This window comes from Pseudomonas sp. A-RE-19 (assembly GCF_019956555.1).
Taxonomy (GTDB): domain Bacteria; phylum Pseudomonadota; class Gammaproteobacteria; order Pseudomonadales; family Pseudomonadaceae; genus Aquipseudomonas.
Genome location: NZ_JAHBDQ010000016.1, coordinates 13,238 through 39,778 on the forward strand (window position 1 = coordinate 13,238; position 26,541 = coordinate 39,778).

27 protein-coding genes are annotated in these 26,541 nt (G+C 61.2%); 11 read left to right on the forward strand and 16 right to left on the reverse strand.

Translation table 11 applies throughout. The features are described 5' to 3' along the window. Positions 1-20: 20 nt before the first annotated feature. The 6 genes from KGB14_RS12150 to KGB14_RS12175 all read right to left on the reverse strand — a co-directional run bounded on the left by KGB14_RS12150 (position 21) and on the right by KGB14_RS12175 (position 6,129). Positions 21-1,037, reverse strand: a complete 1,017-nt coding sequence (locus KGB14_RS12150; RefSeq protein ID WP_223486875.1) for an arginine N-succinyltransferase — start codon at positions 1,035-1,037, stop codon at positions 21-23. A 119-nt stretch (positions 1,038-1,156) separates the two neighbouring features. After that, the gene (locus tag KGB14_RS12155; protein ID WP_223486877.1) at positions 1,157-2,506 is read right to left on the reverse strand and encodes an APC family permease; all 1,350 of its coding nucleotides are present in this window, start codon (positions 2,504-2,506) and stop codon (positions 1,157-1,159) included. Positions 2,507-2,563: 57 nt separating this feature from the next. Then, entirely contained in the window at positions 2,564-3,316 is a 753-nt protein-coding gene (locus KGB14_RS12160; protein WP_223486879.1) for an N-formylglutamate amidohydrolase, read from the reverse strand. After that, positions 3,300-4,631, reverse strand: coding sequence for a glutamine synthetase family protein (locus KGB14_RS12165; RefSeq protein ID WP_223486881.1), 1,332 nt, complete (start codon positions 4,629-4,631; stop codon positions 3,300-3,302). The genes KGB14_RS12160 and KGB14_RS12165 overlap by 17 nt, the downstream gene beginning before the upstream one ends. Then, positions 4,628-5,272, reverse strand: coding sequence for an isochorismatase family cysteine hydrolase (locus KGB14_RS12170; RefSeq protein WP_223486883.1), 645 nt, complete (start codon positions 5,270-5,272; stop codon positions 4,628-4,630). The genes KGB14_RS12165 and KGB14_RS12170 overlap by 4 nt, the downstream gene beginning before the upstream one ends. 2 nt (positions 5,273-5,274) lie before the next feature. Beyond that, the gene (locus tag KGB14_RS12175; protein WP_223486885.1) at positions 5,275-6,129 is read right to left on the reverse strand and encodes a MurR/RpiR family transcriptional regulator; all 855 of its coding nucleotides are present in this window, start codon (positions 6,127-6,129) and stop codon (positions 5,275-5,277) included. Positions 6,130-6,470: 341 nt separating this feature from the next. Here KGB14_RS12175 and KGB14_RS12180 point away from each other — a divergent pair, with 341 nt between their 5' ends. Together KGB14_RS12180 and cobF are read left to right on the forward strand one after the other, a co-directional pair. Further along, a complete protein-coding gene (locus KGB14_RS12180) occupies positions 6,471-7,043 on the forward strand; it encodes a histidine phosphatase family protein (protein ID WP_223486887.1) in 573 nt (190 codons plus the stop codon). Further along, positions 7,043-7,798 carry a precorrin-6A synthase (deacetylating) gene (gene cobF, locus KGB14_RS12185; RefSeq protein WP_223486889.1) on the forward strand — a complete coding sequence of 252 codons (756 nt, stop codon included), beginning with the start codon at positions 7,043-7,045 and terminating at the stop codon, positions 7,796-7,798. The genes KGB14_RS12180 and cobF overlap by 1 nt, the downstream gene beginning before the upstream one ends. 179 nt (positions 7,799-7,977) lie before the next feature. Here the strand turns inward: cobF and ftrA are convergent, their stop codons facing one another. Beyond that, complete coding sequence (ftrA, locus tag KGB14_RS12190; protein ID WP_223486891.1) at positions 7,978-8,952, reverse strand: transcriptional regulator FtrA; 975 nt, start codon at positions 8,950-8,952, stop codon at positions 7,978-7,980. Between the two features lie 101 nt (positions 8,953-9,053). Between ftrA and KGB14_RS12195 the strand changes: the two genes are divergently transcribed. Next, positions 9,054-9,488 (forward strand): rhodanese-like domain-containing protein, encoded by a 435-nt coding sequence (locus tag KGB14_RS12195; protein WP_223486893.1) that lies wholly within the window; start codon positions 9,054-9,056, stop codon positions 9,486-9,488. A 117-nt stretch (positions 9,489-9,605) separates the two neighbouring features. Here KGB14_RS12195 and KGB14_RS12200 read toward each other — a convergent pair whose 3' ends face one another. Then, positions 9,606-10,247 carry a type 1 glutamine amidotransferase gene (locus KGB14_RS12200; protein ID WP_223486895.1) on the reverse strand — a complete coding sequence of 214 codons (642 nt, stop codon included), beginning with the start codon at positions 10,245-10,247 and terminating at the stop codon, positions 9,606-9,608. Between the two features lie 322 nt (positions 10,248-10,569). Between KGB14_RS12200 and KGB14_RS12205 the strand changes: the two genes are divergently transcribed. Then, positions 10,570-11,349 carry an ABC transporter substrate-binding protein gene (locus tag KGB14_RS12205; protein WP_223486897.1) on the forward strand — a complete coding sequence of 260 codons (780 nt, stop codon included), beginning with the start codon at positions 10,570-10,572 and terminating at the stop codon, positions 11,347-11,349. A gap of 242 nt (positions 11,350-11,591) precedes the next feature. Continuing rightward, positions 11,592-12,308 (forward strand): alpha/beta hydrolase, encoded by a 717-nt coding sequence (locus KGB14_RS12210; RefSeq protein ID WP_223486900.1) that lies wholly within the window; start codon positions 11,592-11,594, stop codon positions 12,306-12,308. 11 nt (positions 12,309-12,319) lie between these two features. Here the strand turns inward: KGB14_RS12210 and KGB14_RS12215 are convergent, their stop codons facing one another. Continuing rightward, positions 12,320-12,907, reverse strand: a complete 588-nt coding sequence (locus KGB14_RS12215; RefSeq protein ID WP_223486902.1) for a hypothetical protein — start codon at positions 12,905-12,907, stop codon at positions 12,320-12,322. Between the two features lie 79 nt (positions 12,908-12,986). Continuing rightward, positions 12,987-13,745, reverse strand: coding sequence for a hypothetical protein (locus KGB14_RS12220; RefSeq protein WP_223486904.1), 759 nt, complete (start codon positions 13,743-13,745; stop codon positions 12,987-12,989). A 147-nt stretch (positions 13,746-13,892) separates the two neighbouring features. Between KGB14_RS12220 and KGB14_RS12225 the strand changes: the two genes are divergently transcribed. Then, positions 13,893-15,212, forward strand: coding sequence for an Nramp family divalent metal transporter (locus KGB14_RS12225; protein WP_223486907.1), 1,320 nt, complete (start codon positions 13,893-13,895; stop codon positions 15,210-15,212). Positions 15,213-15,400: 188 nt separating this feature from the next. On the opposite strand, the gene KGB14_RS12230 is transcribed toward KGB14_RS12225, so the two are convergent. Genes KGB14_RS12230 through KGB14_RS12240 form a run of 3 tightly spaced genes read right to left on the reverse strand, consistent with a single transcriptional unit; the run spans position 15,401 to position 17,987 of the window. Then, positions 15,401-16,579 carry an acetyl-CoA C-acetyltransferase gene (locus KGB14_RS12230; RefSeq protein ID WP_223486909.1) on the reverse strand — a complete coding sequence of 393 codons (1,179 nt, stop codon included), beginning with the start codon at positions 16,577-16,579 and terminating at the stop codon, positions 15,401-15,403. Positions 16,580-16,590: 11 nt separating this feature from the next. After that, complete coding sequence (locus KGB14_RS12235; RefSeq protein ID WP_223486911.1) at positions 16,591-17,256, reverse strand: CoA transferase subunit B; 666 nt, start codon at positions 17,254-17,256, stop codon at positions 16,591-16,593. A 32-nt stretch (positions 17,257-17,288) separates the two neighbouring features. After that, on the reverse strand, positions 17,289-17,987 hold the full coding sequence (locus KGB14_RS12240; RefSeq protein WP_123721136.1) for a CoA transferase subunit A: 699 nt from the start codon (positions 17,985-17,987) through the stop codon (positions 17,289-17,291). A 279-nt stretch (positions 17,988-18,266) separates the two neighbouring features. Between KGB14_RS12240 and KGB14_RS12245 the strand changes: the two genes are divergently transcribed. After that, positions 18,267-19,166, forward strand: coding sequence for a LysR family transcriptional regulator (locus KGB14_RS12245; protein ID WP_223486913.1), 900 nt, complete (start codon positions 18,267-18,269; stop codon positions 19,164-19,166). A gap of 170 nt (positions 19,167-19,336) precedes the next feature. Here the strand turns inward: KGB14_RS12245 and KGB14_RS12250 are convergent, their stop codons facing one another. Beyond that, positions 19,337-20,383, reverse strand: coding sequence for a class I SAM-dependent methyltransferase (locus tag KGB14_RS12250; RefSeq protein WP_223486916.1), 1,047 nt, complete (start codon positions 20,381-20,383; stop codon positions 19,337-19,339). A gap of 299 nt (positions 20,384-20,682) precedes the next feature. Here KGB14_RS12250 and KGB14_RS12255 point away from each other — a divergent pair, with 299 nt between their 5' ends. Then, positions 20,683-21,522, forward strand: coding sequence for a DUF692 domain-containing protein (locus tag KGB14_RS12255; RefSeq protein WP_223486918.1), 840 nt, complete (start codon positions 20,683-20,685; stop codon positions 21,520-21,522). Beyond that, positions 21,515-22,273, forward strand: a complete 759-nt coding sequence (locus tag KGB14_RS12260) for a DUF2063 domain-containing protein (RefSeq protein WP_223486920.1) — start codon at positions 21,515-21,517, stop codon at positions 22,271-22,273. The genes KGB14_RS12255 and KGB14_RS12260 overlap by 8 nt, the downstream gene beginning before the upstream one ends. A 155-nt stretch (positions 22,274-22,428) precedes the next feature. Here the strand turns inward: KGB14_RS12260 and KGB14_RS12265 are convergent, their stop codons facing one another. Both KGB14_RS12265 and KGB14_RS12270 read right to left on the reverse strand, forming a co-directional pair. Then, the gene (locus KGB14_RS12265) at positions 22,429-23,733 is read right to left on the reverse strand and encodes an ATP-binding protein (protein WP_223486922.1); all 1,305 of its coding nucleotides are present in this window, start codon (positions 23,731-23,733) and stop codon (positions 22,429-22,431) included. Next, positions 23,730-24,470, reverse strand: a complete 741-nt coding sequence (locus tag KGB14_RS12270; RefSeq protein WP_223486924.1) for a response regulator — start codon at positions 24,468-24,470, stop codon at positions 23,730-23,732. Before KGB14_RS12270 ends, KGB14_RS12265 begins: the two co-directional genes overlap by 4 nt. A 305-nt stretch (positions 24,471-24,775) precedes the next feature. Between KGB14_RS12270 and KGB14_RS12275 the strand changes: the two genes are divergently transcribed. Together KGB14_RS12275 and KGB14_RS12280 are read left to right on the forward strand one after the other, a co-directional pair. Next, complete coding sequence (locus KGB14_RS12275) at positions 24,776-25,039, forward strand: DUF2790 domain-containing protein (RefSeq protein ID WP_223486926.1); 264 nt, start codon at positions 24,776-24,778, stop codon at positions 25,037-25,039. 141 nt (positions 25,040-25,180) lie between these two features. Continuing rightward, positions 25,181-26,392, forward strand: coding sequence for a cytochrome c biogenesis protein DipZ (locus tag KGB14_RS12280; protein ID WP_223486928.1), 1,212 nt, complete (start codon positions 25,181-25,183; stop codon positions 26,390-26,392). Positions 26,393-26,541 lie beyond the last annotated feature (149 nt).

The following is a 26,541-nucleotide window of genomic DNA, read 5'->3' on the forward strand; positions in this document are numbered from 1 at the left end:
GGCACGGGGCCGGTGGCGGCTCACAGGGCGATCAACCGGATCGCACTGGCGTCGGTCACGTCCAGGGCCGCGCACATCTCGGCGCTCAAGGCCACGGGTTGTCCGGCGCGATAGTCGAGTTCGGCGACGATGGCGCGGTAACCCTTCAACGAATCATTGCTCACCAGGTAACTGCCGCGGGCATCGATAGACGAGCCTGTTTGCGCCGTACCGGGCTGGCTCCGGGCGATGGAGCGAATGTTCGAGGTGCGTGCGTACAGCGTCGGGCCGCCGTCGAACAGGTCGATGTAGCTGTTGGTCTCGAAACCTTCGCGTTCAAGAATGTCGAAGGCCTCCTGGCCGTCAGGATGAATCCGGCCGATACATGCCTGTGCCGCCGGGGGCAGCATCGGCACGTAGATCGGGTATTGCGGCATCAGTTCGGCGAGAAACGTACGGCTCTGCAGACCGCAAAGCCGCTCGGCCTCGACGTAGGGCAGGTCGAAGAAATGCTTGCCCAGCGCATCCCAGAACGGTGACTGCCCCTGTTCGTCGCTGTAGCCGACGATCTCGGTGATCACCGCTTCGGCAAAGCGCGCCGTGTGTGCGGCGATGAACAGCAGCCGCGCCCGGGACAGCAACTCGGAAAGCGGTGAGCGTTCCAGCGCCGCATCGATATGGAAACCACGCAGCAACGTATGACCGCTGAGGTCATGGCACAACGACAATGCCGGCACCCCATGCTCGATGTTCAGCTCCCGCGATGCGCTGGTGAAATGGCGGTTGCGCAAGCTGTAGAACGGTTCGCTGAACCCGGCAGTGGCGAGAATTTCCGAGCAGCCTGCCAAGCGGCGCGTCGTCAGATCTTCCAGCACGAAGAAATAGTTCTCCGGGCCAGGGCCCTGGACGTCTTTTTCGAACGAGGCGCAGGAAGCGAGAATTTTCTCGCGCAGGCGTTCGGTGTCGTCCGGCAAGGAGGTGACCCCCACCAGGCTGTCGCGCGCCAGTTGCTGCAACTGGGGCAGGTCGGTTAACTCCACTGGGCGTAAGACCAGCATGGACATACTCCTGTATCAAAGGGTTCGGTGGTTTGCACCGAACCTGACTATCACCGTCGGTTCCCACGCGTTAAATCGGCAGTCGCCTGAATTCGTGTCAGACGCTGCTCTTTTTCTTGTCAGCCATTGCTCGGGTCGGGCAGAACCGTGCTGGCACCCAGTTTGTTGAGGAAGAACAGATAGACCAGGCCCAGGGCAATCCAGATCAGGCCGAGCTTCTGTGCATCGACGCCCATGTTGTACATGATGGCCGCGACGATGATGAAGCCGACCACCGGGCAGATCAGATGACGGATCACCTGGCCGGACTTCTGCCGACGCCAGTAGTAATTGATCACGGTCAGGTGCAGCAGCATGAAGCCGCTCAGGGCGCCGAAGTTCACCAGGGAGGTGAGGGTGTCCACCGAGTTGATGAACAGGTAGCAGATCACCAGCGACAGCGCCGCCACCAGATAGATGCTCACATACGGCGTGTTGTGTTTGGGGTGCACCCTGGACAGCACTTTCGGCAGTTTGCCGTCCCGGGCCATGCCGAACAGCAGGCGGGAAACCGCGGCTTGCGAGGTGATCGCGACGGCTACGCCCCAGGCCAGGGCGGTGGCCACGGCGGTCAGGGTTGCCAGCCAGCTGCCGGCGGCGATTTCGGCGATTTCATAGAACGCAGTGTCGGCGGACTTGAAGCCCAGGCCGGCGGCCAGGTCGGTGGCAATCCAGGTCTGCACGACGAAGATCACGCCCATCACCAGCAATGTGATCAGCGCAGCCTTGCCGACGCTACGGCCCGGGTCGCCCTTGATCTCTTCGGCGAGGGTGGAAATGGCATCGAAACCCAGGAACGACAAAACGGCTATCGACACCGCTTGCATCAGCAGGGCGAAGTTGAACGTCTCGGGGTTATACAGCGGCGCCAGCGTCAGCTCGCCGTTACCGCCGCCGCTGTGCAGGGCATTCCAGGCGTAGAACAGGAAGATCCCCAGCACCACCAGTTGCGCCAGTAGAAAGACGATGTTCATCCGCGCGGTGAAGGTGATGCCCCGCAGGTTAACGAAGGTGGCGCTGACCAGAAAGGCCAGGATGAAGCCGACTTTCGGGATGTCCGGGTACAAGTGATTCAGCGCCATCGCGGCATACACGTAAAGCAGCGGCGGAATCAGCAAATAATCGAGCAGCATCAGCCAACCGGCGATAAACCCGACATGCGGGTTGAGGCCGCGTTGCGCGTAGGAATACACCGAGCCCGCAATCGGAAAGGCCCGGGCCATGCTGCCGTAACTGAGGGCAGTGAACAGCATCGCCACCATGCCGATGATGTAGGCCAGCGGCACCATCCCCGGGGCTTCGGCATTGACATAACCATAAACGCCGAAGGGGGCGATGGGGATCATGAAGATCATCCCGTACACCACCAGATCCGTCAGCGACAGGCTACGTTTCAACTCTTGCTTGTAGCCGAATTCTTCAATTTCCATGAAGCCCTTCTCCTTGATATGAAAGCAGCTGCATGCTGCGAGTTTGAAGCTGTTCCTCTACAGCAGTGGCGCCAGACAGTCGGTCCAGCGACCGACGTCCTCGGGCGTGCGCAGCAGATCGTTGCGCACTTCGATCAACACCGATTCAAGCCCTCGGGCATCGCCGTGAACCGGCACGGTCATGTCCCCCAGCGGATCGACCTTGTACGGTTGATTACCGGCGACTTTCAACGGCTGCCGGCTCAGCCCGTCAATCACTCGCTGGGCGTACTCCCCGGCCTGCCCATACAACACGCCGACTTCCAGCGTTCGTGGCTGGCCGTAATATATCGGCGTGAAACTGTGAATCCCCACCACGCGAACCGGCCGACCTTGCGCCACGCGGGCGTCGATCAAGGTTTGCAGGCGTGCATGAAACGGTTTGAACAGGCAGTGCCGGCGATATTCGCGGGTGGCCTCGTCCAGATCCCGATTGCCCGGCACCTGATAAATCTCGCTCTGCAATGGAATGCTGTCCGGCGCATGGCGCGGGCGGTTGAGGTCGATCAACAGCCGTGAATAGTTGGCCGCCAACAGGGTCGCGCCCAGTGCCTCGGACAATCCCTCGGCCAGCGCCAGGGCGCCGATATCCCAGGCGATATGTTCGCGGGCGGCCTCGTGGCTCAAGCCCAGGTCATTCAACTCGGCCGGGATAAAACGACTGGCGTGTTCACACACCAGAATCAGCGGGTGCTCGGAGGCTTCCCGGCTCAGGGTGTATGCAGGCTGGGTGTAGAGGCCCAGTTCGGCGGATTCAGTACAGGCGCGCATAGTGCTCACAGAGTTCGGCGGGCGAGAGCTGTTCCGTCAGCGTCAGTTCCTCGGTTTTCAGGGCGAAGTAAGTGTCCAGCAAGGCGCTCGGCAGGGCTTCGATCAGCGCCTCGCTGTTGCGCAGGCATTCCAGGGCCTGGGACAGGGACGCCGGCAGGGCGACGATACCGCGGGCCTGGCGTTGCTCTTCGTTCAGGGAATCAGGGACTTCATCGGTGATCGCGTTGAGGGCCAGACGCTGCTCGATGCCCAGGCGCCCGGCGATCAGCAATGCGGCCATGGCCAGGTGCGGCGAGGCCGTGGCGTCCATGGCGCGAAATTCCAGGTTGTACTGCGTCGCCACGGCTTTGCCGCCCAGGCTCACGGTCGGGCAGATTCGCAGCGCCGCTTCGCGGTTGCGTTGGCCGAGGCAGGCGTAGGAAGCGCTCCAGTGATGGGGCTGCAAGCGCTGATAGGAAACTGGCGTCGGTGCGGTAAAGGCGCAGAGTGCAGGCAAATAGTGCAGAACGCCGGCGGCCCAATGCTGACCGAGGGTCGACAGGCCATTGCTGGTGCCGGCGTCGTACATCACCGGGTGGCCGGCCAGATCCTGCAGGCTCACGTGCAAGTGCACGCCATTGCACACGGCGTGCTCGGACGTTTTGGGCGCGAAACTCAGGTCCAGGCCCATTTGCCGGGCGATCTCACGGGTGATCTCGCGCACGTTCACTGCACGGTCGGCGGCGGCGACGCCGAGGGCCGGACGACAAGTGATTTCGTATTGGTGCTTGCCGTATTCCGGCAGGAACATCTCCGGTTCGACACCGCCGGCACGCAACGCGCTGAGCAGCCAGCCGCCGAACCCGGCGCCCTGGCGCTGAGCTTCCAGGGAAAACGCCAGATGGTCAGCCGCGCCGCTGTCGAGGTTGAATTCATGTTCGAACGCGGCGTTGATCTGCAGGCCCAATTCGCCGTGATAACGCTCCACCTCGTTGCGCAACAGCGTGCGCGGGCAGGCACCCCACGGGCGGCCATCGGTTTCGCGAATGTCACCGTGAATGAAGTCCAGCGCCGGGGCATTGGCATCCGGGCCGTTGTTGACGGTCACACGGCTGCTCAAGTCAGGGATCAGCCGTAAATCCCCATAAGCGCCCCAAGGGTTGGTGGAGGCGATGATGTCTTGCGGGGTCAGGGCGCTGTTGGCCGGCACCCAGCCGCAGCCCGCCACGTGATAGGCATCGAGTTCGTCCGTGGGAAAGGAACGGCCGCGGGTCACGCCAATCAGGTCGGTGGTGACGATCGTGGTCATCGGCAGTGGCAACAGGCGTGCACTCATGGCTGCATCTCCTGCAACCGGTTGAGCACGGTCTGGGTGTCGGTGATCCAGCAGTAGCCCTTGATGGCGTTCAGGCAGGCGTGATGCCGTTGTTCGGTGTAGGTGGCGCAGGCATCTTCGACCAGTGTCACCAGGTAACCGCGGTCGGCGGCATCGCGCACGGCCATGTCGACGCACTGGTCGGTGACAATGCCGGCGATGATCAGGTGCCGGGTTTCAAGGTTGCGCAACACGTAGTCGATGTTGGTGGAATTGAAGACCCCGGAAGAGGTCTTCGGCAGAACGATTTCGTTTTCGGCTGGCGTCAGATCTTCAATGATCCGCGCTTGCGGGCTGCCCTTGGGCAGGTGCATGTCCGAGAGTTTGTGGTCCAGCGAACGGTCGCGGCCATCGGCGGTGAGGCTTTCGATGAGCGTGTGCAGCACGTTTTGTCGTGCATGACGAAAGGCGCTGAGCAACCGACGTTGATTGGGCACCACTTGCGTGCGGGCACGGGTCAGAAAATAGTCGGCATCCGGCTCGTTCAGGTGCGGGTCGAACTGCGGCTCGAGCCAGGCACGCTGCATGTCCACCAGCAACAACGCGGTGTGGTCGGTGGTGAACGGCAAGTCCCGTGGCGAGTGATGGGGGAGCGTGAACATCCTTATTTTTCCTCCAGCAAGTGGGTGTCGAAGTCGGCCCGTAGGGCGTCGATGCCTTCCAGGCGATCGGCCAGATCGGGGCTGCGCAAGGACAGGCAGGCAACCAGTGCTTCAACCTGGGCCAGCGCCGGGACTATCGTGTCGAAGGCCGACACCGATTCCACCGGCGCGCTGATAATCAGGTCGGCCATTTCCCGCAGCGGTGAGGCGTAGATGTCGGTGAACAGCACGACCCGCGCATGTCGGCTCTTCGCGGCATTGGCGACTCGCAGGGCCTGGGACTGGTAGCGGCGATAGTCGAACATCAGCACCACGTCCTGACGCTGCACGTCGAACAACCGGTCCGGTAATTGCGCATTGTCTTCCAGGGCAAAACAGCCGGGCCGCAGCAGGCGCAGATGGTTGAGCAAATAGTTGGCGAGGAAACTGCTGAAGCGCCCGCCAAAGCAATGGATCTGATGACGGGTGTCGAGCAGCCATTCGATCAGAATGCGTACATCTTCGGGCTGGGTCAGGGCCTGGGTGTCTAGCAATGCCCGATGGCTGTTCGCCAGATAGTGGCTCCAGGGGTCATCTTTCTTGAGATGAGCGCGGGGTTGCAACAGGGTACTGGGGGAACGCAGGCGGTCGTCCATGTCGCGGAGCAAGGCTTCCTGAAACTCGGCATAACCGCTGAAACCAAGCTTCTTTACCAGCCGCACGATGGTCGGATCGCTGACACCGGCATGTTCGGCCAGACGTGACATGGGGCCCAGTCCATTGCGTGGGTACTGGTCCAGCAAGGCGCGTATGACTTTGCGTTCCGACGGCGTGAAGTCCAGGCCGGGATCGGTGATCAGGTCTCTGAGAGAGGGCATCCGGGCTCCTGCTGGATGGTTGTGTCGGTTTCATTTCATTAATTGTTAAAATAGTATTTATGTAACGTGTGCTACATGTCTAGTGAATTTTATCGCGGATTTGAAAAGCCCCAAAGTGGGGCGAAAACCCCGTGCGCTGGGGGCTACGCGGATGTCGATAGACCTTGTAGGACATCGTCCATAGTGGTGTCAGAGATCGCTACTTCTGGGGGATAAAATGGAACCGCAAACCCGATCGACTGCTTGAAACCAAGCGCCCCGGGTCGCGCGTCTTGCGGCACAATGACGCGATTGTTCGCGGCATCGTGCCGTTTTCCATCTTATTGACAGAGTGATCTTCCGTGCAGGCGACCCGCTTGACCCTGATGTGCCACGCTCGAACCATCGCACAGAAATTGGCGCGTTTTCCTACGAACGAGCCGTTGGAAATGGATTGGCAATCGGCGAAAGGTTCACGTTGCCGCCAGTTCAAGGGAACACCCCGCTTGCTCTGTGGCCCGGAACTGCGAACCCGCCAAACCGCCGAGCTGTTTGGCCAGGACGCGGAGATTGTCGCGGCACTGGGGGATTGCGATTTCGGACGCTGGAAAGGCTCGTCGATCGACGACCTGCAAGCATCCGAACCCGAGACGCTCCAGGCCTGGCTCAATGACCCGACCTCGGCGCCCCACGGTGGAGAATCGGTGGCGCAACTCGGTGAGCGGGTGGCTGCGTGGCTGAATAGCCTTGAGACGACGCCGGGGCATATCGTGGCCATCACCCATCCCTTTGTCATTCGCGCCGCACTGATGCAGGTGTTGCAGGGCGAGTCGTTCAATCAGATCGACGTCGAGCCGTTGTCGGCCATCGAGTTGCGGTTCAACGGTCGCTGGCGGCTACGCTTGATGAGTGTTGATCTTGAGGGGATGCATTAATGAAAAAACTTCTGGTCATCGGTGTCGGCGCGGGCAACCCCGACTACATCACCTTGCAAGCAGTGAAAGCATTGAACCGGGTCGATGTGTTTTTCCTCATGGACAAGGGCCAGAACAAAGACAAGCTGATCGACCTGCGCCGTGAGCTCTGTGAGCGCTACATCACTGATCACGACTACCGCTTCGTCGAAGCCCAGAGCCCGGAGCGGGAGCGCGGGAATGTGGATTACAAGGCCAGCGTCGAAGACCTGAACCATGCCAAGCAGCAGACCTTCGAGCGCTTGATCAACGAGGAAATGACTGACGACCAGTGCGGCGGTTTTCTGGTGTGGGGCGATCCGGCGTTGTACGACAGCACCATTCGGATCCTCCAAGCGATTCTGGCGTCAGGCCGGTGTGTATTCGAGTTCGAGGTGATCCCCGGGATCACCAGCGTGCAAGCGTTGGCGGCGCAACACAAGGTGCCGCTGAATCGCATCGGTCGCTCGATCGAAATCACCACCGGCCGGCGGTTGGCGGCGGGGCAGGTGAGTGACGCCGACAGCCTGGTGGTGATGCTGGATGCGCAAGACGCCTACCATCACGTGGCCGATCAGGAGACAGAGATTTACTGGGGGGCTTATCTGGGGACGCCGGATGAAATCCTGATCAGTGGCAAGCTCAAGGATGTCGCGGATGAAATCGAGCGAGTGCGCAAGGCGGCGCGGCTGGCGCATGGGTGGATCATGGATACCTATCTGTTGCGCAAGTCTTGAGATATTGGGGGCTGGAGTGGCGCTATCGCGAGCAGGCTCGCTCCCACAGGGCATCTCTATTGATCACAACATTTGTGTACGACGCCTTCGCGGGCAAGCCTCGCTCCTACAATGGTCTTGTGGTCACCACAGATCAAATGTGGGAGCGAGCCTGCTCGCGATGAGGCCTCAATAACACCTCAAGAAATCACTTTTATCTCGCGCCCAAACCGCTCCCGATACACCGACGGCGGCACGCCGACTACACTGCGAAACGCCACCCGGAAACTCTCCACCGAACGATAACCACAGCGCTGGGCAATTTGCTCGGTGTTCTCGTTTGTGCTCTCCAGCAACTCGCGCGCACGGGCCAGACGCTCATGCTGCAGCCACGCTTTGGGCGGCAGGCCAGTGGCTTGCGTAAACCGGCGCAGAAACGTCCGTTCACTCATGGCCGCTTCACTCGCCAGCTCGCGAACCTCAAGCGGTTCGTGCAAGCGCTCGCGTGCCCATTGCATGACCCGCGACAGATCGCTGCGCGGCGTCGGGCTGACGGGTGTAGGAATAAATTGCGCCTGGCCGCCGGTGCGTTGCGGCGACATCACCAACCGTCGTGCCACTGAGTTGGCCACCTGAGTACCGAAATCCCGCGCGACCAGGTGCAGGCAGGCATCGATGCCGGCGGCGCTGCCAGCCGAAGTGATCAGCTGGCCCGAGTCGACATAGAGCACGTCGGGGTCCACCCGAATGTTCGGAAAACGCTCGGCCAGTTCAGTGGTGTAGCGCCAGTGCGTCGTGGCGCCATGCCCGTCGAGCAAACCGGTGGCCGCCAGCACGAATACCCCGGAACAGATCGACAATAACCGCGCCCCCCGGGCATGGGCCTGGCGCAGGGCGGCGAGCAAGGGTTCAGGCACGGTCGCGCTGCGGTCGCGCCAGCCGGGGATGATGATGGTCCGGGCCTCTTCAAGCAGTTCCATCCCGCCGTCGGCCAGCACCTGAATGCCGCCCATGGCGCGCATCGGCCCTTGGTCGACGGCAACGATGCGATGCGCATACCAAGGGAAATCGAACTCCGGTCGCGCCAGGCCAAAGATCTCCACGGCGATGCCGAATTCGAAAGTGCAGAGGCCGTCGTAGGCCAGAATCGCGACCAATCCAGGGGTGGGCTGCATTTGGCGGAAAGTTCCCGGTGAGTGTCTTGTGCGCCACTGTAGCGACATGCGCGAGGCAGATAAAGTCTTCTCACACCCACCGAGACTTTGGAGTACAACCCATGCCCAGCCTGGTTCGCGAAATTCCCGCCGCCCCGTGCGCCATTGCCCTGATGCATTTCAGCAACCGTCTGACCTTTGAGACTGACTGTTCCGACGTCCACGGCAGCCAACAGGCCGGCGAGGTGGATTTTGTCCTGGTGGACGTGCGCGGACCGTTGGCGTTCGAACGCGGACATGTGCCGGGTGCGATCAACATTCCGGGCCGACTGATCACGGCCGACGGCTTGGCGGCTTATTCGAAATCCACGTTGTTCGTGGTCTATTGCGCAGGGCCCCACTGCAACGGCGCCAACAAGGCCGCGGTGAAACTGGCGGCGCTGGGTTACCCGGTCAAGGAGATGATCGGCGGGGTGACGGGGTGGCTGGATGAAGGGTTTGAATTGAGTGTTGCGATGCACCAGCCGGTCAGTACCGTGATCGGCTGCGAATGTTGATGTAGCTGAAAAGATCGCAGGCTTCGCCAGCGCCTGCATTGACCGTGTACACCAGTGAAATTACGGCTGTACATCCCCTGTAGGAGCTGCCGAAGGCTGCGATCTTTTGATCTTGATTCAAACCGCTGCCCGCGCCACCCACCACTGATCGAGTGTCGTCTGCAACCAACCAAACACAGCCGCATAAGCAGCATTGTCCTGTGGCCCCCGAGGCAACGGCGATTCCTCGGCAAAGTGCTCGTTGAGAATCGCCACCGATTCAGCATTCCACTCCGGATGGAACTGCAACCCCACCCGCGTCGCCCCGACGCGATACATCTGCTGCTCGCAAACGTCACTGCTGGCCAGCAACTGGGCAGAGGGCGGCAGATCGATCGCATCTTCATGCCACTCCAGCATCCTCAGCGCCTGGCCATCGGTAAAACTCACAGTGGTCCAGCCAGTTTCGGGGTGACCCATCCGCCGCACACTGCCACCCAGGCTCAGCGCCAGCAATTGCGCACCCAGACAAATCGCAAACACTGCCGCGCCCTGATCCAGACTGCCCGCCAGCCACTGACGCTCCACTTCCAGCCACGCCGGCCCGGCGTTGGATTCATAAGGCCCGCCCAACAGGATCACCGGTGCCGCGCTCATGGTCGGTAACTGGCCGAGGTCGGCACGAAACACGTTCAGCGTAATGCCACGGGACCGGGCCCACTCGGCAATGGCACCGGGCCCTTCGGCAGGATGGTGCTGGATCAGGTTCAACGAAGGCATCACGCTGCTCTTTTGGGAGAGGGTTGGAGGGGTGAATGTGCCGCAAAAAAGGGTTCATCGCCAGTGCGACTTTTCAGTGGGACAAGTACCCGAAATCATGCAGGTTTTGTCTGAAGAAATGGATTGTCCTACAGCCCTTGCACCACCGTGGCGCACGCTTCAAGTGCCTTGAATCCCTTGGCGGATTTTCTATAAATATTTGTCGCTTAAACACAATTTGCCCTCCTGTAGCCGCTCTAGACTGCCGGCCACTTCGGTCTTCACCCACCGAAAGTTGCCAATCGAAGCTGCCAATAAAAGCCTCCGCACACAGGAGTTATAAATGAAGAAGCGAGTGATGTTCGGTGCCCTGGCACTGTCGATGTTGTCCCTGACCGCCATGGCCGAAGACACCAAGCCGATTCGCCTCGGTATCGAAGCCGGTTACCCGCCATTTTCGATGAAAACCCCTGACGGCAAACTCACCGGTTTCGACGTGGATATCGGCGATGCGCTGTGTGAACAAATGAAAGTGAAGTGCACCTGGGTCGAGCAAGAGTTCGACGGCCTGATCCCGGCGCTGAAGGTCAAGAAGATCGACGCAATCCTGTCGTCCATGACCATCACGGATGACCGCAAGAAGAACGTTGATTTCACCATCAAGTACTACCACACCCCGGCGCGCTTCGTGATGAAGGAAGGCACCGACGTCAAGGACCCACTGACCGAACTCAAAGGCAAGAAAGTCGGTGTGCTGCGCGCCAGTACCCACGACCGCTTCGCCACTGAAGTGCTGGTGCCGGCCGGCATCAACCTGGTGCGTTACGGTTCCCAGCAGGAAGCCAACCTGGACATGGTCGCCGGCCGCCTCGACGCAATGCTGGCCGACTCGGTCAACCTGGACGACGGCTTCCTGAAAACCGACGCCGGTAAAGGCTTCGCGTTTGTTGGCCCGACCTACGAAGACGCCAAGTACTTCGGCGGCGGTGCCGGCATCGCCGTGCGCAAGGGTGATAAAGCGTTGGCGGACAAATTCAACACCGCCATCACTGAAATCCGCGCCAACGGCAAGTACAAGCAAGTGCAGGACAAGTACTTCGACTTCGACGTTTACGGCCATTAATCACGCCGTTCAAAAAAGTGGCTACCGTTGACGCGGTGGCTGCTTTTTTATGACTTGAGAAACACATTCCCGTAGGAGCTGCCGCAGGCTGCGATCTTTTGATCTTGTATCTAAAAGCAAAATCAAAAGATCGCAGCCTTCGGCAGCTCCTACGGGGGACGGTGTATCGGCGGGAGACAGTGCATCGGCGGGAAGAGATGTTAGGCTCTGCCCCGAATCCTGTGCGCTGTGAAGGAAGGTTTATGTTGAAGTTACTCGCTCTGCTCACGCTCCTGGCGTCCACCGCCGTCCACGCTCAAACCCCGCTGCACACTGATCTGCCGCTCAAATACCTGGAGCAGGCCAACGCGGAGTCCCGCAACCAACCCCTGGTGATTTTCCTGCACGGTTACGGCAGTAACGAGCAGGACCTGTTCGACATCAAGGATGAATTGCCGCCGCAGTACAACTACCTGTCGGTGCGGGCGCCGATGACGATGGAAGAGGGCAGTTACCAGTGGTTTCGCCAGAAAGGCGAGGGCGCCTATAACGGCGAGACGGACGACCTGAAGGCCAGCGGCCAGGTGCTGCGGGATTTTGTCGCACAAGCGGCGAAGAAATATCACACCGAAGCGGACAAGGTATTCCTGGTGGGGTTCAGCCAGGGCGCGATCATGTCCTACGAGGTCGCGTTGCGTCATCCCCAGGCAGTGGGCGGGATTGCGGCGTTGAGCGGGCGAATCCTGCCGGTGCTCGAGTCCGAGCTCAAACCGGATGAAAAACGCCAGCAGCTGGCGATTTTCATCGGTCATGGCACCGCCGACAAACGCTTGCCCTACAACGACGGCACCGACGCCGACAGCCTGTTGCAGCGCCTGTCACTCAAGCCCGAGTTTCACGCCTATCCGGGTGTCGGCCATAGCATCAGCGCCACCGAGATGCAGGATTTGAGCGCCTGGTTGCAGCGCCTCAATCCCTGATTCGGCGGGGTTTATTTGCCGCTGACGATTTGTTTGACCAGCGCTTCGTGGCCGGTTTTGTCGTTGGGGCGGGAAATGATCTGAACGATGGCCATGCGTGTGCCGGAAGCGGCCATCAACGTGCTGTCCAGCGTCATGCCACCGCCCTGGGTGGCGGTGCTGTCGATCTGCCGAAGACCCAGGCCGGTGCCTTTCTGGGTCAGGCTTTTTTCGCTGGTTTTGTTGAAGTCCGGCAAAGCGTTGCGTTGCTCGGTGGCGAACGCGGACACGGTGGCGTCGAGAAACTCACCGTCGTTGTCCTTGACGTTGGCGCCGCCGGGGATGGTGTTTTCAGCGGCGATCACCACGGTTTTGCTGGTCTGGTTGGTGTACATCGTACCCGTCGCCCCGGCGGTACCGGTGGCCGCATCGCCAGCCGGCAGCGGATTGGCGATGAAGCCCTTGGGCAGGGTGAAGGTGAACTTGCCGCCGAGCATCGAGACCTTCTGGGTCGGCGTTTTATCGCTGGCAGTCGTCTTGGCGGCCTGCGCATTCATGGCGCCCAGGCTGGCAGCCGCCGCCAGCAGCAGAACAACGGCTTTTTTACTCAACAATGACATTCAAGCTCTCCGTGGAATGATCGCGCTTTGACGGCGATCATCCCACGGATCGCGATCTGTAGCAGCTGCCGTGGCAGTTCTAGGTTCTCGAACGCAATGCCAGCCGTTTAGTGATCACCAGCATCCCCAACGACACACCGACCCCCAAGACAAACCCCAGCCATCCCAACGTTGGTAACGCCAACGCCAGTACCAGACAAAACGCCGCAAACGAATACATCCCGGTCGCCGTCGCCCTGAGCAACGCCGCCGTAAAAGCCGGACCACGGGTCTGATGGGAGAAAACCGCCATCACACTGCCCAGCACCGGGAATACTGCGAGCAGGCCACTCCAGCGTTCGCCCACCGTGCTGGCCAGCAACGTGACGGCCAACGTGAGCAGGGCGCCGGCCAGCATGCGCAGCAGCAGTTTGTCGGACTTCGGCGCCGGGCCTGAGACGATGGGCTGCACCGGGGGAAACAGGTACGGCGCGGCCAGCAATGCGGTGGCGGCCGCGATGACCGAGAACACCAGCGACGGCGGGATCAGCGATAACACAGCCGCCGCCGAGGCCCAGACCAGCAGCGAAATCGTCAGCGTCCACGGCCAGCTCAAACGTTGTGCAACCTGGGCGTAGGTCACGCAGAAAGCAATCATCGCGAACATCGCCGACAGCGCCGCCGTTGCCGCCTGAGCGGCGAACATCACGCCTTGCTCGATGGCGAGAAAATACAGAATCGGCCCGACCACCACCGGCAACCCCGACAGCCAACCGGCCACGCCAGGGCCCCAGCGTTTACCGGCCAGGGAAATCAACAAGAGAAATCCCGGAATCACCAGCAGTTTGAGTAGCAGCACGCACGCGTCTCCATTCGGTGTGAGCCGGCCACGTTAGCATTGCGGACGATGGATTGCTCAAGCGGTCTCTGCGCAAGCACTGAGCGTCTACACCGGAATGCGCGAAACGTCTAAGCTGCGCGCTTCCACCTGTTGACGGATGCTTGCGTGAAATTCAGTTTGCCCAAAGTCGGCACCGCGCCGTTTTGCCCTACGGAAGTGGCCGGCACTGTTGCCGTTGACCCTAATGCATCCTTCTTCAAACGCGTCCTGCGCTTTGCCGGCCCCGGTTTGCTGGTGTCCATCGGCTACATGGACCCGGGCAACTGGGCCACGGCCATCGAAGCCGGTTCGCGGTTTGGCTACAGCCTGTTGTTCGTGGTGTTGCTGGCGAGCCTGGCAGGGATGGTGGTGCAGTGTTTGTGTTCGCGTCTGGGTATCGCCACCGGGCGTGATCTGGCGCAACTGTGCCGGCAGCGCTACAGCACGCGGACCGCACGGACCCAGTGGCTGCTGGCGGAAATTTCGATCATCGCCACCGACCTCGCCGAAGTGCTCGGCTGTGCGCTGGCGTTCCACCTGCTCTTGGGCTGTTCGCTGACGTTTGGCATCGCGCTTACGGCATTCGACACGCTGTTGGTGTTGGCGCTGCAAAACCGCGGCTTTCGCCGGCTGGAGGCGATCATGCTGGTGCTGGTGGGCACCATCGGTGCGTGTTTCTTTGTTGAACTGTGGTTGATCAAACCCTATTGGCCGGACGTCGCTCGCGGTTTCACACCGTCACTTTCAGCCATCGGCGATGCTGCGCCGTTGTACCTGGCCATTGGCATACTCGGGGCCACGGTGATGCCCCATAACTTGTACCTGCACACCTCGATCGTGCAGACCCGGATGATCGGCAAGGACCTGGCCAGCAAGCAGGACGCGGTGAAACTGGCACGCATCGACACCATCGGCTCTCTGGCCCTGGCGCTGCTGGTCAACGCGGCGATCCTGATTCTCGCGGCGGCGGCCTTTCACAAGACCGGACACACCGACGTGGTGGACATTCAGGATGCCTATCACTTGCTCGATCCGTTGGTGGGCGGCGCGTTGGCCAGTGTGCTGTTCGGCGTGGCGTTGCTGGCGTCAGGGCAGAGCTCGACCTTCACCGGCACCATTGCGGGCCAGGTGATCATGGAGGGCTATCTGAACCTGCGGCTGCCCTGCTGGCAACGGCGATTGATCACTCGGGGGCTGGCGCTGATCCCGGCGTTCATCGGTGTCTGGCTGATGGGCGACGGGGCGATCGGCAAACTGCTGGTGTTGAGCCAGGTGGTGCTCAGCCTGCAATTGCCGTTCGCGTTGTATCCGTTGATTCGCATGACCAACGATCAGACGCTCATGGGGCCGTTTGTGAATCGACGGCCGACGCGGGTGTTGGCGTGGGGGTTGTTTGTGGTGATCAGTGCGGCCAACAGCTGGTTGATCCTGCAGTTTGTGGCCTGACTCCGGAGGGATGTTGCCTGAGCGGACCTTATCGCGAGCAGGCTCGCTCCCACAGTTGATCTGCGGTGAACACCAGTGCCCCCGATCCAATGTGGGAGCGAGCCTGCTCGCGAAGAACGATGACGCGGTTTATCTGTTGCACCGAGTTATCGTTCTTCGCGGGCAGCCTCGCTCCTACAAGGATGTGATTAGCGTTCGATCGCCAGTGCTACGCCTTGGCCTCCGCCGATGCATAACGTCGCCAGACCTTTTTTGGCATCACGCTTGATCATCTCGTGCAGCAGGGTCACCAGCACCCGGCAACCCGAGGCACCGATCGGGTGGCCCAGGGCAATGGCGCCGCCGTTGACGTTGACCTTGTTCAGGTCCCATTCCAGATCCTTGGCCACCGCCAAGGATTGCGCGGCGAAGGCTTCGTTGGCTTCGATCAGGTCCAGTTGATCGATGGACCAACCGGCCTTGTCCAGGCAACGACGAGTGGCTGACACCGGGCCGATGCCCATGATCGCCGGGTCGACGCCCGCGTTGGCATACGCGGCGATTTTCGCCAATACCGGCAGGCCGAGGGCCTTGGCTTTTGCGGCACTCATCAGAATGACCGCAGCAGCGCCGTCGTTCAGTGAAGAAGCGTTGCCGGCAGTCACCGAACCGTCCTTCTTGAAGGCCGGTTTCAGTTTGCCCAGGGAGTCGGCGGTGGTACCGGCCCGAGGCTGTTCATCGGTGGCAAAGGACAACGGATCGCCCTTGCGCTGCGGGATCAGGATCGGCGTGATTTCATCGGCAAACCGCCCGGCTTCGATGGCGGCCACGGCTTTCTGCTGGGAAGCGGCCGCGAAGGCGTCCTGCTGCTCACGAGTGAGGTTGTACTTTTCGGCCAGATTCTCGGCGGTGATGCCCATGTGGTAATCGTTGAACGCATCCCACAAGCCGTCGCTGATCATTGTGTCGACGATCTGTGCGTGACCCATGCGCAATCCCGTGCGGGCACCGGGCATGACGTAATTGGCCAGGCTCATGTTTTCCTGGCCGCCAGCGATAATCACCTCGGCATCGCCGCAGCGAATCGCCTGAGCCGCCAGATGCAGCGCTTTGAGGCCGGAGCCGCAGACCTTGTTCAGGGTCATGGCCGGCACGGCGAAGGGCAGGCCGGCCTTGATCGCGGCCTGGCGCGCGGGGTTCTGCCCGGCACCGGCGGTCAGCACCTGGCCCATGATCACTTCGTCGACGTGCGCCGGGTCCAGCCCGGTCTGCGCCAGCAGTTGACGGATCACCGCAGCACCGAGGTCAACCGCGGATACATTCGCCAGCGCCCCCTGGAAGCTGCCGATGGCAGTGCGAGTGGCGGCAACAATCACGACTTCTTGCATGGAAGGATTCCTCACTGGGCAGCGAACTGCATTTCCGGGACGTGGTCAGGCACGATCAGTTTACCCGCGGTCTTGGCGACGATTTCTTCGACGCTGACGCCCGGCGCGCGTTCCTTGAGAATGAACGCGCCGTCCTGGATTTCCATGTAGGCCAAGTCGGTCAGCACACGTTTGATGCATCCGGCACCGGTCAACGGCAGGCTGCAACGCGACAGCAGTTTTGACTCGCCGTCCTTGGAGGCGTGGGTCATGGTGACGATGATGTTGTCCGCACCGGCCACCAGGTCCATCGCGCCGCCCATGCCCTTGACCAGTTTGCAGGGGATCATCCAGGAGGCGATATTGCCTTCGACGTCCACTTCAAACGCGCCCAGCACGGTCAGGTCGATGTGGCCGCCGCGAATCATCGCGAACGATTCGGCGGACGAGAAAATCGACGCACCGATACGCGCGGTCACGGTTTGCTTGCCGGCGTTGATCATGTCGGCGTCGACTTCGGCGTCGGTTGGAAAGGCGCCCATGCCGAGCAGGCCGTTTTCCGATTGCAGCATGACTTCCATGCCTTCAGGGATGTAGTTGGCGACCAGGGTCGGAATGCCGATGCCGAGGTTCACGTAGTAGCCGTCCTGCATTTCGCGGGCGACGCGCTGAGCCATTTGTTCGCGGGAAAGTGCCATGTTGTTGTTCTCCGTCTGGGCTGGGGTCAGGGTTATTTGCGCACGGTGCGCTGTTCGATGCGCTTCTCGAACGTGCCGCAAATGACCCGGTCGACGTAGATGCCAGGGGTGTGGATCTGCGACGGGTCCAGCTCGCCGGGTTCGACGATTTCTTCGACTTCGACCACGGTGATCTTGCCGGCGGTGGCGGCCAGCGGGTTGAAGTTCTGGGCGGTGTGGCGATAGACCACGTTACCGAAATGGTCGGCTTTCCAGCCTTTGACGATGGCGAAGTCACCGGTGATGGACTCCTCCATCAGGTACTTGCGGCCCTTGAATTCGCGCACTTCCTTGCCTTCGGCCACCGGCGTGCCGACGCCAGTCGCCGTGAAGAACGCTGGAATGCCGGCACCGCCAGCACGCATTTTCTCGGCGAGGGTGCCTTGAGGGGTCAGGTCGACTTCGATTTCGCCGCTCAGCAGCTGTTTCTCGAACAACGCGTTTTCGCCGACGTAGGAGGCCACCACCTTGCGGATCTGCCGGTCTACCAGCAGCACACCGAGGCCGAAACCGTCGACGCCGCAGTTGTTGGACACCACGGTGAGGTCACGTGTGCCGCGGTGCTGGATCTCGGCGATGAGGTTTTCCGGAATCCCGCACAGGCCGAAGCCGCCGGAAATCACGGTCATGCCGTCTTCAAGACCTGCCATCGCTTCCTCGTAGGAATACACGCGCTTGTCGAACCCTGCCATATGCACCTCTTTTATTCTTTGTGGGCGGCTGGCTAGCCGGATGAGGAGGGAGTGTCGCGCTGGGGAATTTATTTGTTAAGTTGATTTTTAAGGTTGATTGATAGATAAAACTCACTAATTGGTAGGAGCTGCCGCAGGCTGCGATCTTTTGATCTTCAGCACCCTCAAGGGCGCCGAAGATCAAGATCAAAAGATCGCAGCCTGCGGCAGCTCCTACATTGAGCGCAGCGGTAGTTAGCCGAAAACGCGCAGACATTGATTACGCTGGAGACACCGGCCATGACCGTCAAACAGATCCGTGCATTCCTGGCCGTGGCCCAGAGTTTGAGTTTTGCCGTGGCTTGCGAGCGGCTGCACCTGTCCCAGTCGGCGTTGAGTCTGACTATCAAGGCGCTGGAGGACGGCTTGGGCGGGCGCCTGTTCACGCGTAATACCCGTAACGTCGCACTGACCGCCGAAGGAGAATCGCTGCTGCCCTTGGCCCGCCGGTTGATCGCGGACTGGGACAATGCCGAGGATGAGCTGCGGCAACGCTTCACCCTCCAGCGCGGCCGCGTGACGTTGGCGGCGATGCCGTCGTTTGCCGGTAACTTGCTGCCGCCGATCCTCAAGACCTTTCGCGCCCGCTACCCCAAGGTCAACGTCACGGTGAACGACGTGATCAACGAGCAGGTGCTGGAAATGGTCCGCGACCGGCAGGTGGAATTGGGCGTGGCGTTTGAACCGACCCAGAGCTCGTCGCTGGTGTTCACGCCGTTGTACATCGACCGGTTTGTGGCGGTGGTGCCGTTCGATTCACCGCTGGCGGACCTGGGCGATATCGATTGGCAGACCTTGCTCGAGGAACCGTTCATTACTTTGCAACGACCATCGACGGTGCGGGTGATGCTCGAAGAGCATTTGCAGGCGCGGGGCATGAAACTGCCGGTGGAGTTTGAAAGTCATCAGTTGGCGACGGTCGGGCGGATGGTGGCCAGCGGGTTGGGCGTGAGCGCGGTGCCGGCGTTGTGCGCCGGGCAGATGCAGGAGCTGGGCGCGCGTTGCATTACCCTGCGTGACCCGGTGGTGGAACGGGCGATCGGAGTGCTGACGACGGGGCATGAACTGTCGGCGGCGGCACAGGCACTGTTCGATATTCTCAAGGCCGAAAACCTTGGCGAGCGCCTTTCCATGCGCTGATAACCGTCCCCTGTGGGAGCGAGCCTGCTCGCGAAGGGGGCGGCACATTCAACATGGATACCGCCTGACACACCGCCATCGCGAGCAGGCTCGCTCCCACAGTAATTGGGTTTCGCCAGTTGCTGACGGATCACCCGGGCAGGTGGCCTGCCCGGGTGATGAGCCTGCCCTTATTTACGCGCCTCCAGAATCAAGTTGAACGGCGTTTCCGTCGCCCGTCGGAACTGGGTGAACCCCGCTTCGGTAAAGACCTTGCGCAACCGTGTCTCGCCGGCCTGGGCACCGAGCCCGAGCCCGACTTCCTGGGACAGCGAGTTGGGCGTGCAGATGAAGGTCGAGGCGGCATAAAACAGTCGACCTACCGGGGTGGTGTTGGCGTCGAGCGTGTCGTTGGCGAAGGGCTCCACCAGTAGCACCGAACCGTCGGGCTTGAGTGATTCATAGGCATGCCGTGCGGCACCGACCGGGTCACCCATGTCGTGCAGGCAGTCGAAGTAGCAGATCAGGTCATAGTCGTCGCCCGGATAGCTCTTGGCGGTGCCCTGGAAGAACCGCGCCCGGCCGGACACGCCACCTTCTTCGGCGCGCTGGGTGGCCACGGTGATGGAGGGCGCATGGTAGTCGAAACCGACGAACCGCGAATTCGGAAACGCCTGGGCCATGATCACGGTCGAGGCGCCGTGGCCGCAGCCGATGTCCGCCACTTTCGCGCCGGCCTCCAGTTTGGCGACTACCCCGTCGAGGGCCGGCAGCCATTCGCTGACCAAGTGCGCCTTGTACCCCGGGCGGAAGAACCGTTCCGTGCCGCTGAACATGCACGGATGGTGATCGCCCCAGGGCAGGGCGCCGTTGCCGCGCATGGCGTTGACCAGTTTGTCCTTGTCATGGAAAAACGATGCGACCACCCCGATACCGCCAGCCACATAGACCGGTGAGTCTTCGATCGCCAGCGCCAGGGCTTGCTCTTCGGGCAGGCGGAACTGGCCGTCGCGGTGTTCCATGTAACCGGAGGCCGCATGGGCGCTGAGCCATTCGCGCAGCAGACGGGTATTGCAACCGGTCTTCTCGGCGAGTGCTTCGGGGGTGACGGGCTGACTGTCGGCCATGGCCCGGTACAAGCCGAGTTCTTCGCCGAGAATGACGTTGGCGAGCATCGCCGCGCCACCCATGTCGTTCACCAGTTTGCCCATGAAATCATTGAGTCTGGCCTCGTCCATCATGTGTGCTCCTTGAGCAGGATCACGGTCCGGAGGCATTGTTTGTCGAGGCATGCACCTCTGGACGGTGGTCGTGGGAGTGAACAGGACGATAAGCGCGTCCTGGTCCCCCGGATGGGGGTAATCATTGAGTTTAGTTCGTGTATCCCACTGTATCTGACTGCCTGTCCGATACAGTGCCCCGAGAATAGGGGCGTTGGCGCACACAGACCCGATACACCGTGTCGATTAACTGTACTTGCCGGCCGGCACTGATCGCTCAGGTGCTGGAGACCGGATCACAGGATGAGATCGACACCATGCAGACCCCCCTCACATCAACGAAGGCGACCGTCGGGCTAGGCTTGCGTCGCGGTTTGATGAAAGACCTTCAAGCGGCCCCGATGGGCGCTTTCGACTTTCTGGAAGTCGCCCCGGAAAACTGGATCGGCATCGGCGGCGCTCACGGCGCGGCGTTTCGCGCCCTGGCCGAGCGCTATCCGTTGTCCTGTCACGGCTTGTCCTTGTCATTGGGCGGGCCGGCGCCGCTGGACGTCGGGTTCCTGCAGGAAGTGCGGGTTTTCCTCGATCACTTCAAGGTGCCGCTGTACAGCGAACACCTGAGCTACTGCAGCGATGACGGGCATCTTTACGATCTGCTGCCGTTGCCGTTTACCGAAGAAGCGGTGCATCACGTCGCCGCCCGAATTCGCCAGGTCCAGGACATTCTCGGTCGCCGGCTGGCGGTGGAAAACGTCTCCTATTACGCCGCGCCGCAGCAGGACATGGACGAACTGACCTTCACCAACGCGGTGTTGCGTGAAGCCGATTGCGACCTGTTGCTGGACGTCAACAATGTCTACGTCAACTCGATCAATCACGGCTTCGATCCGCAGACGTTTCTGGCCGGCATCGACGCTGGGAGGGTGGTCGCCATGCATGTGGCGGGGCATTTCGATGAGTCCGACACCCTGAAGATCGATACCCACGGCGCCTCGGTCAAACCGGTGGTCTGGTCACTCCTGGCCCACGCGTATGCGCGGTTCGGTGTGCAACCGACGCTGCTGGAGCGGGATTTCAACTTTCCGGCGTTTTCTGAACTGGTGACTGAATTGCAGACCATTCGCCGGTTGCAAGGTGAGGAGATGAACCGTGGATAAACCAACGCTGCATCAGCAGCAAGACACATTGACTCGTTACCTGCGCGACCCAGACCACTGCGCACCGCCCGCCGGGATGGGGGTGGCACGGGCGCAGGTTTATCGCGACCTGGTGTTTTCGAATCTGTCGTCGTTACTCAGCGGGACTTTTCCGGTGCTGGTAAAGATACTTGGCGATGATCACTGGCGTGCATTGGTGCGGATCTTCCTGCGGGACTACCGCGCTCACACGCCCAAATTCGGCGAGATCGCCCAGGAGTTTGTCGAGTTTCTCGCCTCTGAGCCGCTGGCATTGAACGATGGACCGTGGCCGCCGTTCATGGTCGAGCTGGCGCATTACGAGTGGGTCGAAATGGCCCTGCAACAGTCCGAAGCCGAGCCGTTGCCGGCCAGTGATGCCGGGTTGCTGCTGGACCGACCGTTGCAGGTTTCACCACTGGCCTGGCCGTTGGCGTATGGCTGGCCGGTGCAATGGGTGGGGCCGGATTACCGGCCGCAAGCGCTGCCGGCTCAGCCGACGTTGCTGTTGGTTCGTCGGGCCGAGGACTGGAGTGTGCGTTTCTCCGAATTGAGCCCGTTGGCGTGGCGGCTGTTGCAGCGGATCGGAGAGTTTCCTCAGCTCGATGGCCGAGCGCAGCTGGAAGGGCTGGCGGTGGAGGCGGGGATGGTTGGGTCGCCGGAGTTTATCGACAGCGGGTTGGCGTTGTTGCGGCAGATGCATGGAGAAGGGGTAATCGGCATAGCGGCCTGACCGCATGCAATCTCCCATTCACCCAATATCCCTGTGGGAGCGAGCCTGCTCGCGATGAGGCCAGCACATCCAACATCGATGTTGGCTGACACTACGCCATCGCGAGCAGGCTCGCTCCCACATTGGATTCGTGGTGTTGTCGCTTACTGTGCTCGCTACGCCGGTAACGTCAGCTCCGCACACAACCCACCGCCCTCGCGATTGCGCAAGGTCAGCGCCCCGCCAATTGCCAACGCCAATTGCTGCGCAATCGCCAACCCCAATCCGGTCCCGCCGGTGCTGCGATTACGCGAGTTCTCGACGCGGTAGAACGGCTCCATCACGTGAGCCAATTGCTCTTCGGCAATCCCCGGCCCACGGTCCATCACCTTCACCGACAAACTGCCGTCAGCCTTCGTTTCCACCCACAACTCCGCTGCGCCGGCGAATTTCAGGGCGTTGTCTATCAGGTTCACCAGTACCCGTCGCAACGCATGGGGGCGGGTGTCGATCACTGCCGCGCTTTTGCCACCGAGTTGCACGTCCTTGCCCATGTCCTGATAGTCGAACACCAGGCTGTCGAGAAATGAATCCAGAGCGGTGCGGCGACTTTCCTCGGTGGCGCCATGAATGCTGCGGGCATAGGCCACGCCTTCGCGCACCAGGTGTTCCATCTCGCCGAGGTCGTTCCACAGTTTGTCTTTTTCGCTGGAGTCGTCCATGAATTCGGCACGCAGTTTCATGCGCGTGATCGGGGTTTGCAGGTCGTGGGAAATCGCCGCCAGCAGTTGCATGCGCTCCTTGAGATAAGCCGCAATGCGCGCCTGCATCGCATTGAATGCCCTGGCGGCGTAGGCGACTTCGGTCGGGCCTTTTTCGTCCAGGTGCACGGCGTGGGTATTGGGGTCGAGGGTTTCCACCGCTTGGGCGAGTCGGGTGAGGGGGCGGACGGCGATTCTCACGGCCAGCCAGGTGCAGGCAATCATCAGCGCCAGTTGCCCCAGCAACACCGCCGGTAACCACGGCGACAAGGGCACCATTGAGGGGCGCACGTCGAGGGTGACGGGGCTGCCGTCCTTCAGTTTCAGGTGGGCCTGGAAGTGCTTTTTCGGGCCAGGGATGTCGGTAAAGGTCAGCGGGTATTCATGGCCGATGGCGTCCTGAATCGAGGTCACTGCAATCGGCACATCGCGGGGTGTCATGGGCGTGCCCGGCGTACCTTCATTCAACAGATAGCCATAGTTGGCGCGTTCCAGGCGCTGCAGCCAGTTCGGGCGCTCGCTGGCCGGCAAGCGATCGAGGATGGCCAGGGAAGTCGAGACGTCGGTTTCCAGGTTGCCCAGCATCGTATTTTTCGCGCTTTCGTAACGCTCGTAGTACTGAGCGCCAAAGGACAGCGCCTGGGCGAGGATCAGGCCAATCAGGAAAATCAGCGACAGCCGCGAGGCGAGTGTTCGGGGCCAGTGCAGCGCAAGGTTCATGACGGCGCACCGAGTACTTCCACCGGCAGGGAAAACACATAACCCTCACTGCGCACAGTCTTGATGTAGGCCGGTTCCCGGGCATCGTCCAGCAGACGCTGACGCAAGCGGCTCACCAGCAAATCGATGGAGCGGTCGAACAGGTCGGCGTCGCGGCCCTGGGTCAGGTTGAGCAGCTGGTCGCGATTGAGCACCCGCTGAGGATGATCGAGGAATACCCGCAGCAAGCGATATTCCGCGCCGCTGAGGGCGACCATGGTGCCGTCCTCATCCAGCAGATGCCGGGCCGAGGTGTCCAGGCGCCAGCGACCGAACGCCAGCAGGCGACCGCTCTCGGTGACCACCAGGTTCGGCGGCAGCATCCGCGTGCGCCGCAGCACGGCGTTGATGCGGGCGAGCAGCTCACGGGCGGCGAATGGCTTGACCAGGTAGTCGTCGGCGCCCATTTCCAGGCCGATGATGCGATCGGTTTCATCGTTGCGGGCGGTGAGCATCAGCACCGGCGTGGCCTTGTGTTTGCCGGCGCGCAGCTCGCGGCAGAGCACCAGGCCATCGTCCCCCGGCATCATGATGTCGAGCACGATCAGGTCCACCGGCGTGGTCTCGAGAAACGAGCGCATCTGCCGTCCATCCGCCACGACAGTGGTGCGCAGGCCGTTTTTCTTGAGGTAGTTGCCTACCAGTTCCCGGATCTCGCGGTCATCGTCCACGATGAGAATGTGATCGACGTGTTCCATGGTGACCAAGCCTCTTGAATGGGGGGTTGTCGCGCAGTCTATCGAGCCTTGGCCAGCTCGCCTGCCGCCGTTTGTATTGCAGTGTATCTGGTGTGTCGGCGGATACACGCAGACGCAAAAACAGCCGATTTCAGGGGGTTGTATCGCTGTGTATCGCGAGCGGGCGCTGATACGCAGTGATTTACCCGCGCCTGTTCCCGACACAGCCGGGATACCTCGCAGGCTTCTAATAGGTTCCATCGAGGCAAACCCAACCGCCTCGGCCCAATCAACGATTGACCTGTCGAAGCCTTGAGGAAACCGCCATGAACACCAAAGCCATCTACGCCGCCTGCCTGTTTGCCGCCCTGAATATTTGCACCTTGTCAGCCCGGGCCGAAGCCGATGTCACCCCGCAAACCTACACCTATGGCACGAACCTGGACATCCAGAAAGTGCTGTCGATGAAACAGGACGCCAGCCCTTCCTGCGGGATTGTGAATGCCCGGATGACCTACCTGGATTCCCAGGGCAAAACCCGCGTCCTGGATTACAGCAAATTCGCTGACGGCTGCAACGAAAGCAATTGAGTTACCTCATTCCCGCAGTTCCAGTGTGGGAGCGAGCCTGCTCGCGATGACGGCAGCACATTCAACTTCCATGTGACTGCCAGACCGCTATCGCGAGCAGGCTCGCTCCCACATGAGACTCATATTTTCAAGGTGATCCCCATGTTCCTCATCGCATTCCTGGGCGGCATTTTGACCGTCCTCAGCCCCTGTATCCTCCCGGTCGTGCCATTTCTGTTTGCCGGTGTTAAACGTGCACGTTCCTCGATCCTGCTCACCCTTGGCGGCATGGCTCTGACGTTCGCCCTGATCTCCAGCCTGGCCGTGGTCAGCAGCGATTGGGTGGTACAAGCCAACAACACCGGCCGCCATGTGGCGCTGATCGTGATGGTGCTGTTCGCCCTGTCGCTGATGTCTGCCCGTATCGGCGACTGGCTGGCGCGCCCGTTCGTACTGGTGGGCAATCGCCTCGACCCCGATACCCGAAAAATGTCCGGCCCTCTGGGTTCGATCATGGTCGGCGTCGCCACCGGTCTGCTCTGGGCGCCGTGTGCCGGGCCGATTCTCGGCGTGATTCTCACCGGCGCCATGCTTCAAGGCGCCAACGCCCAGACCAGTCTGTTGCTGGTGGCGTACGGCCTGGGCAGCGCGTTGTCCCTGGGCGCCTTGATCTTCGCCGGTCGCGGCCTGGTCAATCGCTTGAAACCGTCGATACCGGTCACCGGTTGGCTGCGTCGCGGCACGGGGGCCGCGGTGTTGGTCGCCGCGGCGGTTATCTCCACCGGCGCCGACAACACATTGCTCGCCGGCACCTCGTCAGAAGGCGTCTCCACGATTGAACAGCGGCTGCTGGAAACCGTGCCGAAAGTGGTCGACTACTTCGTCAGCAAGGTCAAGGCCGACTCGACCATGGACGCGGCCAAAGGCCCGATGCCGTCACTCTCCGGCGCGATCGAATGGCTCAACTCGCCAGCGCTGAGCAACGATTCCCTACGCGGCAAAGTGGTGCTGGTGGACTTCTGGACCTACGACTGCATCAACTGTCAGCACACCTTGCCCTACGTGAAGGACTGGGCGAAAAAATATGCGAAGGATGGCCTGGTGGTGATCGGCGTACACACCCCTGAATACGGTTACGAACGCATCATCGACAACGTCCGCGATCAGGTGAGAACACTCGGTATCACCTACCCGGTGGCGATCGATAACAACTACGCGATCTGGCGCGCCTTCGACAATCAGTACTGGCCCGCCCACTACCTGATCGATGCCAAGGGGCAGGTGCGCTACACCCACTTTGGCGAGGGCCGGTACGAGACTCAGGAGCAGATGATTCAGCAACTGCTGGAAGAGGCCAAAGCGCCTGCCGCCTGATCCGTTCAGGCGAAGCAGGCCAACTTGTTAATACGGCGTTACAGATCGGTGACCATGCATCGGAGAACGCCGTATTTCATGAATTCACCGGACGATCGGACAGGACGACAACGTATCCGGGAGCGATAGTTTGTGGACGACGGGATCAC

Bases quoted from the DNA above. Each gene is read 5' to 3' on its own strand.
- KGB14_RS12150 (WP_223486875.1), bottom strand. From the start codon at position 1,037: ATGCTGGTCTTACGCCCAGTGGAGTTAACCGACCTGCCCCAGTTGCAG.
- KGB14_RS12155 (WP_223486877.1), bottom strand. From the start codon at position 2,506: ATGGAAATTGAAGAATTCGGCTACAAGCAAGAGTTGAAACGTAGCCTG.
- KGB14_RS12160 (WP_223486879.1), bottom strand. From the start codon at position 3,316: ATGCGCGCCTGTACTGAATCCGCCGAACTGGGCCTCTACACCCAGCCT.
- KGB14_RS12165 (WP_223486881.1), bottom strand. From the start codon at position 4,631: ATGAGTGCACGCCTGTTGCCACTGCCGATGACCACGATCGTCACCACC.
- KGB14_RS12170 (WP_223486883.1), bottom strand. From the start codon at position 5,272: ATGTTCACGCTCCCCCATCACTCGCCACGGGACTTGCCGTTCACCACC.
- KGB14_RS12175 (WP_223486885.1), bottom strand. From the start codon at position 6,129: ATGCCCTCTCTCAGAGACCTGATCACCGATCCCGGCCTGGACTTCACG.
- cobF (WP_223486889.1), top strand. From the start codon at position 7,043: ATGAAAAAACTTCTGGTCATCGGTGTCGGCGCGGGCAACCCCGACTAC.
- ftrA (WP_223486891.1), bottom strand. From the start codon at position 8,952: ATGCAGCCCACCCCTGGATTGGTCGCGATTCTGGCCTACGACGGCCTC.
- KGB14_RS12195 (WP_223486893.1), top strand. From the start codon at position 9,054: ATGCCCAGCCTGGTTCGCGAAATTCCCGCCGCCCCGTGCGCCATTGCC.
- KGB14_RS12200 (WP_223486895.1), bottom strand. From the start codon at position 10,247: ATGCCTTCGTTGAACCTGATCCAGCACCATCCTGCCGAAGGGCCCGGT.
- KGB14_RS12205 (WP_223486897.1), top strand. From the start codon at position 10,570: ATGAAGAAGCGAGTGATGTTCGGTGCCCTGGCACTGTCGATGTTGTCC.
- KGB14_RS12210 (WP_223486900.1), top strand. From the start codon at position 11,592: ATGTTGAAGTTACTCGCTCTGCTCACGCTCCTGGCGTCCACCGCCGTC.
- KGB14_RS12215 (WP_223486902.1), bottom strand. From the start codon at position 12,907: ATGTCATTGTTGAGTAAAAAAGCCGTTGTTCTGCTGCTGGCGGCGGCT.
- KGB14_RS12230 (WP_223486909.1), bottom strand. From the start codon at position 16,579: ATGCAAGAAGTCGTGATTGTTGCCGCCACTCGCACTGCCATCGGCAGC.
- KGB14_RS12235 (WP_223486911.1), bottom strand. From the start codon at position 17,256: ATGGCACTTTCCCGCGAACAAATGGCTCAGCGCGTCGCCCGCGAAATG.
- KGB14_RS12240 (WP_123721136.1), bottom strand. From the start codon at position 17,987: ATGGCAGGGTTCGACAAGCGCGTGTATTCCTACGAGGAAGCGATGGCA.
- KGB14_RS12245 (WP_223486913.1), top strand. From the start codon at position 18,267: ATGACCGTCAAACAGATCCGTGCATTCCTGGCCGTGGCCCAGAGTTTG.
- KGB14_RS12250 (WP_223486916.1), bottom strand. From the start codon at position 20,383: ATGGACGAGGCCAGACTCAATGATTTCATGGGCAAACTGGTGAACGAC.
- KGB14_RS12255 (WP_223486918.1), top strand. From the start codon at position 20,683: ATGCAGACCCCCCTCACATCAACGAAGGCGACCGTCGGGCTAGGCTTG.
- KGB14_RS12265 (WP_223486922.1), bottom strand. From the start codon at position 23,733: ATGAACCTTGCGCTGCACTGGCCCCGAACACTCGCCTCGCGGCTGTCG.
- KGB14_RS12270 (WP_223486924.1), bottom strand. From the start codon at position 24,470: ATGGAACACGTCGATCACATTCTCATCGTGGACGATGACCGCGAGATC.
- KGB14_RS12275 (WP_223486926.1), top strand. From the start codon at position 24,776: ATGAACACCAAAGCCATCTACGCCGCCTGCCTGTTTGCCGCCCTGAAT.
- KGB14_RS12280 (WP_223486928.1), top strand. From the start codon at position 25,181: ATGTTCCTCATCGCATTCCTGGGCGGCATTTTGACCGTCCTCAGCCCC.